12 protein-coding genes are annotated in these 11,804 nt (G+C 67.5%); 7 read left to right on the top strand and 5 right to left on the bottom strand.

What is annotated here, in order from left to right; translation table 11 throughout:
- Positions 1-3 precede the first annotated feature (3 nt).
- Both ACLQ3C_RS06910 and ACLQ3C_RS06905 read left to right on the top strand, forming a co-directional pair.
- Positions 4-654 carry a GntR family transcriptional regulator gene (locus tag ACLQ3C_RS06910; RefSeq protein WP_425704445.1) on the top strand — a complete coding sequence of 217 codons (651 nt, stop codon included), beginning with the start codon at positions 4-6 and terminating at the stop codon, positions 652-654.
- Complete coding sequence (locus ACLQ3C_RS06905) at positions 642-1,898, top strand: MFS transporter (protein WP_425704305.1); 1,257 nt, start codon at positions 642-644, stop codon at positions 1,896-1,898. Before ACLQ3C_RS06910 ends, ACLQ3C_RS06905 begins: the two co-directional genes overlap by 13 nt.
- Here ACLQ3C_RS06905 and ACLQ3C_RS06900 read toward each other — a convergent pair.
- Positions 1,852-2,319: a MarR family winged helix-turn-helix transcriptional regulator gene (locus ACLQ3C_RS06900; protein ID WP_425704304.1), complete on the bottom strand. Its 468-nt coding sequence runs from the start codon at positions 2,317-2,319 to the stop codon at positions 1,852-1,854. The genes ACLQ3C_RS06905 and ACLQ3C_RS06900 overlap by 47 nt on opposite strands.
- On the bottom strand, positions 2,312-3,715 hold the full coding sequence (locus ACLQ3C_RS06895; protein ID WP_425704444.1) for a DHA2 family efflux MFS transporter permease subunit: 1,404 nt from the start codon (positions 3,713-3,715) through the stop codon (positions 2,312-2,314). Before ACLQ3C_RS06895 ends, ACLQ3C_RS06900 begins: the two co-directional genes overlap by 8 nt.
- Positions 3,716-3,857: 142 nt before the next feature.
- Here ACLQ3C_RS06895 and galE point away from each other — a divergent pair, with 142 nt between their 5' ends.
- On the top strand, positions 3,858-4,877 hold the full coding sequence (gene galE, locus ACLQ3C_RS06890; RefSeq protein WP_425704303.1) for a UDP-glucose 4-epimerase GalE: 1,020 nt from the start codon (positions 3,858-3,860) through the stop codon (positions 4,875-4,877).
- 188 nt (positions 4,878-5,065) lie between these two features.
- Here galE and ACLQ3C_RS06885 read toward each other — a convergent pair whose 3' ends face one another.
- A complete protein-coding gene (locus ACLQ3C_RS06885) occupies positions 5,066-5,650 on the bottom strand; it encodes a TetR/AcrR family transcriptional regulator (RefSeq protein WP_425704302.1) in 585 nt (194 codons plus the stop codon).
- 63 nt (positions 5,651-5,713) lie between these two features.
- Here ACLQ3C_RS06885 and ACLQ3C_RS06880 point away from each other — a divergent pair, with 63 nt between their 5' ends.
- Complete coding sequence (locus ACLQ3C_RS06880; RefSeq protein ID WP_425704301.1) at positions 5,714-7,084, top strand: MFS transporter; 1,371 nt, start codon at positions 5,714-5,716, stop codon at positions 7,082-7,084.
- Between the two features lie 18 nt (positions 7,085-7,102).
- Here ACLQ3C_RS06880 and rfbB read toward each other — a convergent pair whose 3' ends face one another.
- Positions 7,103-8,107, bottom strand: coding sequence for a dTDP-glucose 4,6-dehydratase (rfbB, locus tag ACLQ3C_RS06875; protein ID WP_425704443.1), 1,005 nt, complete (start codon positions 8,105-8,107; stop codon positions 7,103-7,105).
- A gap of 116 nt (positions 8,108-8,223) precedes the next feature.
- On the opposite strand from rfbB, the gene rfbA reads away from it, so the two are divergent.
- Together rfbA and ACLQ3C_RS06865 are read left to right on the top strand one after the other, a co-directional pair.
- Positions 8,224-9,102: a glucose-1-phosphate thymidylyltransferase RfbA gene (rfbA, locus tag ACLQ3C_RS06870; protein WP_425704300.1), complete on the top strand. Its 879-nt coding sequence runs from the start codon at positions 8,224-8,226 to the stop codon at positions 9,100-9,102.
- Positions 9,099-9,707: a dTDP-4-dehydrorhamnose 3,5-epimerase family protein gene (locus ACLQ3C_RS06865; protein ID WP_425704299.1), complete on the top strand. Its 609-nt coding sequence runs from the start codon at positions 9,099-9,101 to the stop codon at positions 9,705-9,707. The genes rfbA and ACLQ3C_RS06865 overlap by 4 nt, the downstream gene beginning before the upstream one ends.
- A gap of 34 nt (positions 9,708-9,741) precedes the next feature.
- On the opposite strand, the gene ACLQ3C_RS06860 is transcribed toward ACLQ3C_RS06865, so the two are convergent.
- The gene (locus ACLQ3C_RS06860; protein WP_425704298.1) at positions 9,742-11,097 is read right to left on the bottom strand and encodes a M1 family metallopeptidase; all 1,356 of its coding nucleotides are present in this window, start codon (positions 11,095-11,097) and stop codon (positions 9,742-9,744) included.
- Positions 11,098-11,360: 263 nt separating this feature from the next.
- On the opposite strand from ACLQ3C_RS06860, the gene ACLQ3C_RS06855 reads away from it, so the two are divergent.
- On the top strand, positions 11,361-11,780 hold the full coding sequence (locus tag ACLQ3C_RS06855) for a DoxX family protein (protein WP_425704297.1): 420 nt from the start codon (positions 11,361-11,363) through the stop codon (positions 11,778-11,780).
- Positions 11,781-11,804: the final 24 nt, after the last annotated feature.

Below are 11,804 nucleotides of genomic sequence, written 5' to 3'. Positions count from 1 at the left end.
TCTATGTTGTATTCGAGTGCCGCGTCCGCCTCCGAGCGGGTATATGACGAGGTCAAGGAGTCGATCCTGACCAACGAGCTCGCCGGCGGCGAGCTGATCAGCGAGGGTGACGTTGCTTCGCGCTGCGAGGTCAGCCGCACTCCGGTACGGGAGGCATTCCTCCGATTACAGGCCGAGGGCTGGATGCGCCTGTATCCCAAGCGTGGCGCGCTGGTGCTCCCGGTCACCGAGCGGGACGCGCGCGAGGTCGTCGACGCCCGCAAACTCCTCGAAGGCCATGCGGTCCGCGCCGCAGTCGCCACCGACACGTCGACCGCGCGTCTGGTCGCGCGCCTGCAGGTCAATCTCGAGGACCATCGCCTCGTCGCCGCCGATGATGTCGCGCAGTTCTCCCGGCTCGACGCCGAGTTCCATCAACTCATCGTCGCGGCCGGCGGCAACGAGTTGCTCGCCGGATTCTTCACCGGCCTCGGCGAACGTCATCGCCGGATGGCCAGCACCAGCGTGCAACGTGACCCGCGGGTCGTCGCGCGCATCCTCGCCGACCACACCGAACTCCTTCACCTCATCGAAGCCCGCAACGCCGACGGGTTCGACGCCGCGTTGCAGCGCCACCTCGACGACGTCCACGATCTGCCCGGATGCCTGCAGTGACCATGACCACCGACTCGGCGACCGTTCCCGCCCACACCGCCCGCCGCGCCACCTGGCCGGCCGTCGCGCTCGCCGTGTTCGCGACGGCGTGGGGCGGTAACGAATTCACGCCGCTGCTGGTGATGTATCGCCAGAGCGGCGGCTTCTCGGCGGTCGCCGTGGACGCCCTGCTGTTCCTCTATGTGCTGGGCATCGTGCCCGCGTTGCTGATCGGCGGCCCGCTCTCGGACCGCTTCGGTCGCCGGCCGCTGATGCTGCCCGCGCCGGTGCTGGCCGCCGTCGGATCGGTGTTGTTGGCCGTGGGCGCGAACTCGATGGTGTTGCTGTCGGTGGGCCGCGTGTTCAGTGGCGTCGCCCTGGGCCTGTCGATGGCCGTCGGCGGCAGCTGGATCACCGAGCTGAGCATGCGCGCCGGCGACCGGCCGGCCGTCGGTGCGCGACGTGCGGCGATGAGCCTGACCGCCGGATTCGGCATCGGCGCCGGGGTTGCGGGTGTCCTCGCGCAATGGGCGCCGTGGCCGCATGTGTTCGCCTATACGGTGAACATCGTCATCGCGGTGGTCGCCTTGGTGTTGATCGTGCGTGTGCCCGAAACCCGAGCGCGCCAACAGAACCCGGGCCGTCTCATCGATGACCTGAAGATCCCGTCGGCCGGGCATCGGCGCTTTTTGCTCGTGGTGCTCCCGGTGGCACCGTGGGTGTTCGGTGCGTGTGGCGCGGCGTATGCGGTGATCCCGGCGTTGATGTCGGCGCGGACCTCGGGAGCGCCGATCGCCTTCGCCGCGCTGTGCTGTGTGCTCGGTCTGGCCGCCGGGTTCGCCATCCAGTCACTGGGACGGCGCATCGACGACCCGAACTCGGCCCGCGGCGCGGTCAGTGCACTGGTGGTGCTCGCCGTCGGAATGGGCTTGGCCGCGTTGGCCGCCCACGTCCTCACGATCTGGCTGTCGCTGGTCGCGGCGACCGTACTCGGCTGCGGATACGGCATGGCCTTGATCGCCGGCCTGCTCGAGGTCCAGCGGATTGCCGGTGATCGCGACCTGGCCGGCCTGACGGCGGTGTTCTACAGCGTCACCTATCTGGGCTTCGCGGCGCCGGCGGTCTTGGCATGGATCTCGCAGACCTTCGGTGGCGTCACCTATCCGGAGATGTTCGTCGTCGGGATCGGTGCTGCGCTGGGGTGTCTGGCCGTGGTGCTCATCGGGCACCGGAGCCGCCCGGTTGCGCCAACACCTCCCGGATGAGACGTAGCTGCTCGGCCGTCGCGGTCTGCAGCTGCGGCGGAGCAGGATCGGGTACCGCGCGCACGGCATCGAGCATTACGCGCCCGGCGTCGGTGAGATGGACGTACCTGCTGCGCCGATCGGCCGTACCGACTTGTCGCACAACGTAACCGGCCGACTCCAGATCCGACACCGCCACCGAGGCGGCCGGCGCATCCATCGCGGTGGCCAGAGCGATGTCCTTGAGCGCCATCGGGCGCTCGGCGACCCGCCGCAGGACGCGAATCCGGCTGAAGGGCAGGCCGGCCGCCGCGACGACGGCCCGCCGCCAGGGCTCGCGGGAATCGAAGACGAGACCGATCATCGCCTGCCACACCTCGTCGGCGAGTTCGTCGGCGGGCATGCCGCGGTCGTGCTCAGGCACATGGCCCTGCTCAGGCATCGACGGTCTCCGGTTCGATCAGGCGACGTGAGACGTCGGCGGCGGTGCGCCGACCCCACCCGGTCGACGAGACGACGCCCAGGACCAGGATGACGGCGCTGAAGATCACCACCAAGATCCACATCGGGTGCATGGCGGAGGCGAAGTCCGGTCCGATACCCGCCGCCGCGACACCGGTGATGCTTCCGGCCAGCGCCACGCCGACGCTCACGCCGACCTGACGGCTGGTGGAGGCGACCGCAGAGGCGGCGCCGGCGCGACTGCGCGGCATCCCGCTGACCGCGGAGTTCGTGATGGGTGGATTGATGGCGCCGAAGCCCACCCCGAACACCGCGAAGATGATCGCGATGACCAGCAGTGACGTGTCGGCCTCGATGGTCGTCATCAACGCCGAACTGATGAGCATCGCCACACCCGCCAACACCAGCGACGGCCGGGTCCCGAAGCGGCCGACCGCCCGCCCCGACAGCGGCGACAAGATCAGCACCGCGACCGCAGGTGGTAGCAGCATCGCGCCGGTCTCGATGGCCGAGAGCCCGCGGAGCTCTTGCAAATACAGCGACATCAGGAACAGGAACGCGCCCCAGCTCGCGAAGGCGCAGACCGCGATGATCGTCGCCGCCGAGAACGGTACGCTGCGGAAGAACCGGAGATCGATGAACGGATCGTCGTGATGCCGCTCGGCGACGATGAATCCGACGAAAGCGATTGCGGCGACGGCGAATACCGTGATCGTCGGCGCCGACGCCCAGCCGTGGACCGGCCCCTCGATGAGTCCGTAGACCAGCGTGGCGAGGGTCACCACGGCCAGTAGCTGCCCGAGCGGGTCGAGGGTACGCATGACCGGCGAACGCGATTCGGGGACGAAGATCGCGGTCAGCACGATGGCGGCCGCGCAGATCGGCAGATTCACCCAGAAGACCGCGCGCCAGTCGATGAGGTCGATCAGCGCGCCACCGATCATCGGGCCGAGCGCCATCGAGATGCCGACGACCGCACCCCACATGCCGATCGCCCGCGCGCGCTCCTTGGGTTCGACGAAGACCTGCGTGATGATCGACATCGCGACCGGGTTGAGCATGGACCCGCCGATCGCCTGCAGGGCGCGCGCCACGATGAGGACGGCGACCGACGGCGCCAGGCTGCAGGCCAGCGACCCCACGGCGAAGATGACCAGCCCGGTCTGGAACATGCGTTTGCGCCCGAAGCGGTCGGCGGTGGCGCCGGAGAGCATCAGCAGACTCGCCAGGACCAGGGTGTAGATGTCGATGACCCACTGCAGCGACGACACCGAGGCGTGCAGGTCGGTGCGGATCGACGGCAGCGCGACGTTCACGATGGTCGCGTCCATCGAGACGATCAGCAGGCTCATACAGCAGGTCGCCAGGATGATCATCTTGCGGCGGGGAGTCAGCTCCGTCGACGCAGTCGTTGTAGGCATACAAAAATTGTAGAACTACAACTACTTGGTGGCGAGTCGGCCAAGCCGGACACGGCGCCCGAACTCGGGTCGATTCGCGTGCCATAGTCTGGTGCCCATGCGTGTTCTGTTGACCGGGGGAGCCGGTTACATCGGTTCGCACACGGCCGTCGAGCTGGCCGGCGCCGCCCACGAGGTGGTCGTCTTCGACGACTTGTCGGCCACCAGTGCGGTCGCGGTGGAGCGGATCCGGGAACTGGCCGCCGCCGACGTCCCGTTCGTCAAGATCGACGTCACCGACCGGGAGGCGGTGGCCGCCGCCATCGCCGATACGGGGCCGTTCGACGCGATCATCCACCTCGCGGCCCGCAAGGCGATCGGCGAGTCGGTGGCCAAACCGCTCGAGTACTACTTCAACAACATCAACTCGACGCTGGTGATGCTCGAGATGTTGAGCCGCTTCGACATCCCGACGTTCCTGTTCTCGGGCACCGGCACCGTCTACAGCGAGCAGGCCGATCTGCCGTTCGTCGAAACCTCGCGCACGAGCATCGATCTGCCCAATCCCTACAGCAAGTCCAAGCGGATCTGCGAAGAGATCATGCGTGACTACTCGCTGACCGAGCCCGACAAGCGGCTGATCGGCCTGCGCTACTTCAATCCGATCGGCGCGCACCCGTCCGGCCGCATCGGCGAGGATCCGCACGGCATCCCCAACAACCTCATGCCGATCGTCGCGCGGGTGGGATCGGGAAAACTGCCGCAGGTCAGCATCTTCGGCCGCGACTACGACACCGACGACGGCACCGCACTACGCGACTACATCCACGTGGTCGATCTCGCCCGTGGTCATCTCGCCGCGATCGAGCACGCCCGCCCCGGACTGGAGTTCTTCAACCTCGGCACCGGCCGGCCGTCGAGCGTGCTGGAACTGATCGCCGCCTTCGAGGCCGCGTCGGGCATCCACATCCCGACCGTCGACGCCCCGCGCCGTCCCGGTGACGTCCAGGCCACCTATTGCCTACCCGACAAGGCCGCCGAAAAGCTGGGCTGGCGAGCAGAACTCGATGTGGTGCAAGCGTGCCGGGACTACTGGCGGTGGCAGGAGAACAATCCCGGCGGATACGACGGAAACTGATGTTGTGTCACAACGCTTTCGGCTGATCCTGCGGTACCGTCCTCGGCGATCTCGTCTCGGTGCCGCTTGAGCCGTGCTCGCCCGTTTTCAGTCATCTCCGAAGTAGCGCAGCCGCAAAACCCCAGGTCGTGGGACATCGGTACATGACGAGATGACTGAAAACGGGAGTCGTGTCACCGCAGGGGCCGTCACTTCGGCCGCACGCCGACCGCGGCGAGCCACCGGTCGGCGATGGCGCGTACGCGGTCCGGCGTGAGCTGGTCGACGGGCAGTGCATACACCGGCCCGTAGAGGGTGGCGCGAGCGAGTGTCAGGTCGATGTCCAACGGCAGTTCGCCGCGGTCGATGGCGCGACGCAGCGGTGCGTTCTCGCGTTCGCGGTGACCGACGAGGAATGCGGACTCGAACTTCGCGGCGAAGCCCGGATCGAGTTCGGAGTGGGATTGCAAGGCGCGCAGTAGTTTTCCCTCCTCTGGATCGGCCATCAGGGCGGCCAGCAGCTGCACCGCCGCCCGCACGTCACCCGCCAGGGCCCCGGTGTCGGGCATCGTCAGCCTCTTGTCGGCGTCGGTGATCAGGGCCTCGAGGAGTACGTCGGCCTTGGTCGGCCACCACCGGTAGATGGTCTGCTTGGCGACCCCCGCACGCCGGGCGATCCCCTCCATGGTGAGTGCGGCGAATCCCACCTCCGCGAGCAGGTCGTCGGCCGAATGCAGAACCTTGGCGCGGGCGTCCTCGCTGCGTCCATACCGATTTCCCCGGTGCTGCGTCACGAGCATCAGGATAGCGGGCCCGGCTCTTGCAGTAGACGCAACGTTGCGTCTACTCTAATTCGCATGCAACGCTCCCGCGCCTTCCTCGTCGCCGGCTGCTTCTTCATGGAGATGCTCGATACGACCGTCGTGACCACAGCCGCACCGCTCATCGGCCATTCGCTGAACCAGCCGCCCACCGCCATCTCGGTGGTGATCACCGCCTATCTGCTGGCGCTGGCGGTGTTCATCCCGGTCGGCGGCTGGCTGATCACCCGGTGGACCGCACGGACGGTGTTCACCACGGCGATCGTGGTCTTCACCGTCGCCTCGCTGGCCTGCGGCTTCGCACCGTCGCTGGGATGGCTCGTCCTCGCCCGCGTCGTCCAGGGTGTCGGCGGCGCACTGATGGTGCCGGTCGGCCGCCAGGTGGTCCTCCGCTCGGCCGCGAAAACCGATGTGCTGCGGCTGATGTCGTACATCGTCTGGCCGGGTCTGCTCGCCCCGGTGGTGGCCCCCCTGATCGGCGCCGTGATCGCCGAGCAGTTGAGTTGGGAGTGGATCTTCTGGGTCAACGTGCCGCTCGGAGTCGTCGCCGCCGTCGTCGCGTGGCGGATCATGCCCGACGACGTCGAAGGCCCCCCGCGTCGGCTGGACTGGGTCGGCGTGGCCGTGGTGGGCGGGGGACTGGGTACCGCACTGTGGGCGGCGCATCTGATCGCCGACACCGGAGCCGGAGCCGGGATCATCGCGGCCTGGATCGCGGCGCCGGTGATCCTGTGCGCGCTGGCCTGCCGGCACCTGCTGAGCACTCCGACGCCGGTCGTGGATCTGCGGCTGCTCGGCAACCGCGTGTTCGGTCTCTCGCAGGCCGGGATGGCCGGATTCTTCATGGTCGTCATGGCGATCCCGTTCCTGATGCCACTGATGATGCAGACCGCGTTCGGGTGGTCGCCGGTGCGCTCGGGTGTGTTGGTGATGTTCGTGTTCATTGGCAACGTCGGGATCAAACCCGCAACGACGCCACTGCTCAACGCCTTCGGTTTCCGCACGGTGCTCGGCGTCTCGACGCTCGGTCTCGCCGCGACCGCGGTGGCGCTCGGCTGCGCGACGGCATCGACGCCCGCGTGGCTGATCGCAGTCGTCGCACTGGTCAGCGGGGTCTTCCGGTCGACGGCCCTCACCGCATATTCGACGATCGGATTCGCCACCATCGACGTCGCCGACCGGCGCACAGCCAACACCGTCGCGGCGACGGTTCAGCAGGTCGCCTCGGGCCTGGGTGTGGCGGTGGCCGCGGTGGGCGTGCGTCTGGGTGCCGCGATCACCGGCGACACGACCGCATCCGGCACGTACTTCTGGGCGTTCCTGGTGGCCGGCGCGGTCGCGCTCGCATCGCTGATCGCGGTGGCGCGGCTGCCACGGCAGGCGGGCGCTGAACTGCGGACCCGCTGAGCGGCCCGGGCGTCACCTTCAGCCGATGACCTGCTCGGTGGTCGAATATTTCTGTTCCACAGCGGACTTGGCCGCCTGCCACCAGTCGGGGTGGGCGCGATACCAGTCGACCGTCGCGGCCAGGCCCGAGCGGAAGTCGACATAGGCAGGCCGCCAACCCAATTCGGTACGCAAGCGAGTCGAGTCGATGGCGTAGCGGCGGTCGTGACCGGGGCGGTCGGTGACGAAGTCGAACCCGCCGCGCGGCCGGCCGAGCAGTTCCAGGATGGTCTCGACGACGGTGCGGTTGTCGACCTCGCCGTCGGCCCCGATGAGATAGGTCTCGCCGATCCGGCCCTTGTCGATGATGGTCCACACCGCATCGTTGTGGTCGTCGACGTGAATCCAGTCGCGCACGTTGCGGCCGTCGCCGTAGAGGCGCGGGCGCACCCCGGAGAGCACGTTGGTGATCTGGCGGGGGATGAACTTCTCCACGTGCTGATACGGCCCGTAGTTGTTGGAGCAGTTCGAGAGGGTGGCGGCCACGCCGAAGGAACGCACCCAGGCGCGCACCAGCAGATCGCTGCCGGCCTTGGTCGAGCTGTACGGGCTCGACGGGTTGTAGGGCGTGGCCTCGGTGAAGCGGGCCGGGTCGTCGAGGTCGAGGTCGCCGTAGACCTCGTCGGTGCTGATGTGGTGATAGCGCACCCGATGCCGGCGCACCGCCTCCAACAGGGTGTAGGTGCCGACCAGGTTGGTCTGCACGAACGCCGACGGATCGGCGAGCGAGTTGTCGTTGTGCGACTCGGCGGCGAAGTGCACCACCAGATCCGTCTCGCCGACCAGCCGATCGACCAGCGCGGCGTCGGCGATGTCGCCCTCGACGAGGTCGACGGAATCGCTCACCGAGGCCAGGGTGTCCGGGTTGGCCGCGTAGGTCAGCTTGTCCAGGACCCGGATTCGCACATCCGGTCGCCGGTCGAGTGTCCGCAGCACGAAATTCGCGCCGATGAATCCGGCGCCGCCGGTGACCAGCACGCGCATCGGGCTCAGCCCCTCTCGTCGTCCCCGCGGGAGTCTCGGGTCGGTGTCCGCGCGGTTGCGTGGGACGACGTAGACGATACCGGGGCAGCTCCACATCGGCCCGCTACCCTGTCTGCATGCGCGGGATCATCCTGGCCGGGGGCACCGGTAGCCGGCTGCACCCCATCACCCAGGGGGTGAGCAAACAACTCGTCCCCGTCTACGACAAGCCGATGATCTACTACCCGCTGTCCACGCTGATGCTGGCCGGCATCCGGGAGATCCTCATCATCACCGCACCGGGGGACGAGGAACTGTTCCGGGGGCTGCTCGGCGACGGCAGTCGGTTCGGCGTCGAGCTGAGCTATGTGACCCAGGCATCTCCGGACGGGCTCGCGCAGGCGTTCACCCTCGGCGCCGACCACATCGGCGAGGATTCGGTCGCGCTGGTGCTCGGCGACAACATCTTCTACGGGCCGGGTCTGGGGTCGCAGTTGCAAGGCTTCGGCCACGTCGACGGCGGTGCGATCTTCGCGTACTGGGTCGCCGACCCGAGCGCCTACGGCGTCGTCGAATTCGACGAGTCGGGTACGGCGATCTCGTTGGCGGAGAAGCCCGCTGCGCCCAAGTCGAACTACGCGGTGCCGGGGCTGTACTTCTACGACAACGAGGTCGTCGAGATCGCGCGTCGGCTGACTCCCAGTGCGCGAGGCGAATACGAGATCACCGACATCAACGCCGAGTACCTGCGGCGCGGCAAACTGCGGGTGACGGTGTTGCCGCGGGGTACCGCGTGGCTCGACACCGGAACCTTCGACTCCCTGCTCGACGCCGGAAACTTCGTGCGCACAGTCGAACAGCGGCAAGGGCTCAAGATTGCGGTTCCCGAGGAGATCGCCTGGCGCCGAGGCTATCTCGGTGACGACGAGCTCGCGGTCTGCGCGGAACGGCTGCGCAAGTCGGGGTACGGCGATTATCTACTGGAAATACTGGCCCGCGGAAAGGGATTCGCGTGAAGGTTCGACCTCTGTCCATCGACGGTGCGTGGGAGTTGTCGCCGGTCCTGCACGGCGACGCCCGCGGGGTGTTCACCGAGGCGTTCAAGGCCGATGTGCTCGCCGAGACCATCGGCCACCGCTTCGACCTCGCGCAGGTCAACCTCTCCGTGTCGGCGGCGGGGGTGCTGCGCGGCGTGCACTTCGCCGACGTCCCACCGGGCCAGGCCAAATACGTGACCTGTGCGGCGGGGGCGATCCTCGACGTCATCGTCGACATCCGGGTCGGGTCACCGACATTCGGCGCCCACGACACCGTCCTCCTCGACGACGTCGACCGGCGTGCGGTGTATCTCTCGGAAGGACTCGGGCACGCCTTCTGTGCACTCGCCGACGACTCGGCGGTCACCTACCTCTGCTCGACGGGCTACAACCCGGGTGCCGAACACGGGATCGATCCGATGGATCCGCAGCTGGCGATCGACTGGCCGACCCTCGCGCGCGAGGGGACCCGGCTGGACTATGAACTATCCGCGAAGGATACCGCCGCGCCGGGCCTGTTCGAGGCCCGCGACGCGGGTCTGCTGCCGCGATACGACGCGGTCATCGCATATCTGCGGGGCTGACGCACGAGCGCGGGATTCAGCGGGTCCGGGAGGCTCAGGCTGCGCCGGGGTACGGGGGCAACTCCGGGGTGAACAGCCAGTCCCGCCACAGTTCCTGCAGTGGGGCAGGCGAATGGTTGGCCGCGAGGGCGATGAAGTCCTCGGTGGTCACCGACCCGTAGCGGTATTTGTCGGTCCAGCGGTGCAGGAGAGCGAAGAAGTTGCCGTCACCGATCGACAACCGCAGCGCGTGCAGGGTCAGCGCGCCACGCTTGTAGACCCAGTCGTCGAACATCTTTCGTGGCCCCGGGTCGGCGAGGGTCACGCGCACCGGGGTGGCCGCGAGTTTCGCGTAGTAGTGCCGGGCCCACTCGTCGGCGCTGCGCCCACCGGACCGCTGACTCCACAACCATTCGGCGTAGCAGGCGAATCCCTCGTGCAGCCAGATGTCGCGCCACCGGGCCAGCGTCACCGAGTTGCCGAACCACTGATGCGCGAGTTCGTGGGCGACGAGTCGCTCGGATCGGGACGTGCCATCGCAATGATTGGCGCCGAATGTCGAAAAGCTTTGCGCCTCAATGGGTATTTCCAGCGGATCGTCGGTGACGACGACGGTGTACCGCGGAAACGGATACGGTCCGAACATCTCGACGAAGGCGTCGATCATGTCCACCTGCCGGGCGAAATCCACCTTGAGGTTGCTCGACAAGCGCGCCGGGAACACCGCGTCGACCGGGATCGGTCCGGTGGCCAGCGAGACCTTCTTGTACGGACCGATCTGGATGGACGCCAGATACGTCGCCATCGGCTCGATCTGCTGATACACCCACGTGGTCTGCGCCGCGCGGACGCGCTTGGATTCCAGGACTCCGTTGGCGAGTGCGAAATACGGGCTGTCGGTGGTGATCGCGATTCGGTAGGTGGCCTTGGCGACCGGATGGTCGTCGCACGGGAACCACGACGCCGCGCCGTTGGGCTGATTGGCGCACAACGCACCCTCGGTGAGTTCTTCCCAGCCGACCTCACCCCATGCACCGCGGATCGGCCGGGGCGAGCCGTGATAGCGCACCACGATCGTCATCGCACCGCCCGGTGGGATGGGCGTATCGGGGACGATCGTCAGCTTCTTGTTGCGATGGGAGTAACGCACCCGTTTGCCGTCGACGCTGACCCGCGTGACGCTCAGCGTCCCGGCGAGATCGAGCGAGAGGCGCGTCAGGTCGACGTAGGAGGTCGCGGTGAGGGTTGCGGTGCCCTCGAGCCGATTGCCGGTGACCCGGTATGCCAGCTCGAGGTCGTACCGCGAGATGCGGTACCCGAGGTTGCCGTTGGCGGGGAGATACGGGTCCAGCTCATCGGCCGGCGCCCCGAGGAGGGGCTGTCGCGACGTCCTGGCCGACTTTCCGCGCACTCACATCTCCTTGTTGGTGACGATCGCGTGTCGGGCCCCGCCTCGGGAGCCGAACTTGCGGACACTCACAGTACCCGCCGAATCATGCGGGGGCATGACATCTCGACACGCATACCCGTACGGTGAGCGGACCGCTGGTCGAAAAATCGCCGCCGGCATCAGCTCTGGGCGTCGTCACGACGTTGCCACCGGCACCGACGTTGCCACCGACACCGAAGCTGCACCCGACAACGAAACTTCAAGACCGACAGTAAGGAAGAAACATGCTCCGAAGCATCGCGCTCCTGATCGCCCGGGTGATCCTCGGATTCATCTTCATCATGCACGGCTGGCAGAAGCTGCACACCAACGGAATCGGCGCCACCAAGGACTTCTTCACGTCGGTCGGCGCTCCGTGGCCGGAGTTCTCCGCGTACTACGCGACGTGGGTCGAGTTCGTGGGCGGCATTCTGCTCATCCTCGGGCTCGCCTTGCCCCTGGTCTCGATCCTGTTGATCATCGACATGATCGGCGCCATCGCCACCGTGCACTGGGACCACGGATTCTGGAATCCCGACAACGGTTACGAGTTCCCGCTCGCGCTCATCGCGGGACTGCTCGCGGTCGGGTTCGCCAACGCCGGCGCCTACGCCGCCGATCACTACCTGCCGCGGCCACGCCGAACACGGTCGTCGGCGGTCTGAGAATTTCCCGAGCGCCGGCGCTTT

The sequence above is a fragment of the Gordonia sp. DT30 genome (genome assembly GCF_049844915.1).
GTDB lineage: Bacteria > Actinomycetota > Actinomycetes > Mycobacteriales > Mycobacteriaceae > Gordonia.
This window is presented reverse-complemented; position numbering and strand designations above follow the sequence as displayed.

Coding starts and splice junctions, on each gene's coding strand:
- ACLQ3C_RS06910 (WP_425704445.1), top strand. CDS start 4: ATGTTGTATTCGAGTGCCGCGTCCGCCTCCGAGCGGGTATATGACGAG.
- ACLQ3C_RS06905 (WP_425704305.1), top strand. CDS start 642: ATGCCTGCAGTGACCATGACCACCGACTCGGCGACCGTTCCCGCCCAC.
- ACLQ3C_RS06900 (WP_425704304.1), bottom strand. CDS start 2,319: ATGCCTGAGCAGGGCCATGTGCCTGAGCACGACCGCGGCATGCCCGCC.
- ACLQ3C_RS06895 (WP_425704444.1), bottom strand. CDS start 3,715: ATGATCATCCTGGCGACCTGCTGTATGAGCCTGCTGATCGTCTCGATG.
- galE (WP_425704303.1), top strand. CDS start 3,858: ATGCGTGTTCTGTTGACCGGGGGAGCCGGTTACATCGGTTCGCACACG.
- ACLQ3C_RS06880 (WP_425704301.1), top strand. CDS start 5,714: ATGCAACGCTCCCGCGCCTTCCTCGTCGCCGGCTGCTTCTTCATGGAG.
- rfbB (WP_425704443.1), bottom strand. CDS start 8,107: ATGCGCGTGCTGGTCACCGGCGGCGCCGGATTCATCGGCGCGAATTTC.
- rfbA (WP_425704300.1), top strand. CDS start 8,224: ATGCGCGGGATCATCCTGGCCGGGGGCACCGGTAGCCGGCTGCACCCC.
- ACLQ3C_RS06855 (WP_425704297.1), top strand. CDS start 11,361: ATGCTCCGAAGCATCGCGCTCCTGATCGCCCGGGTGATCCTCGGATTC.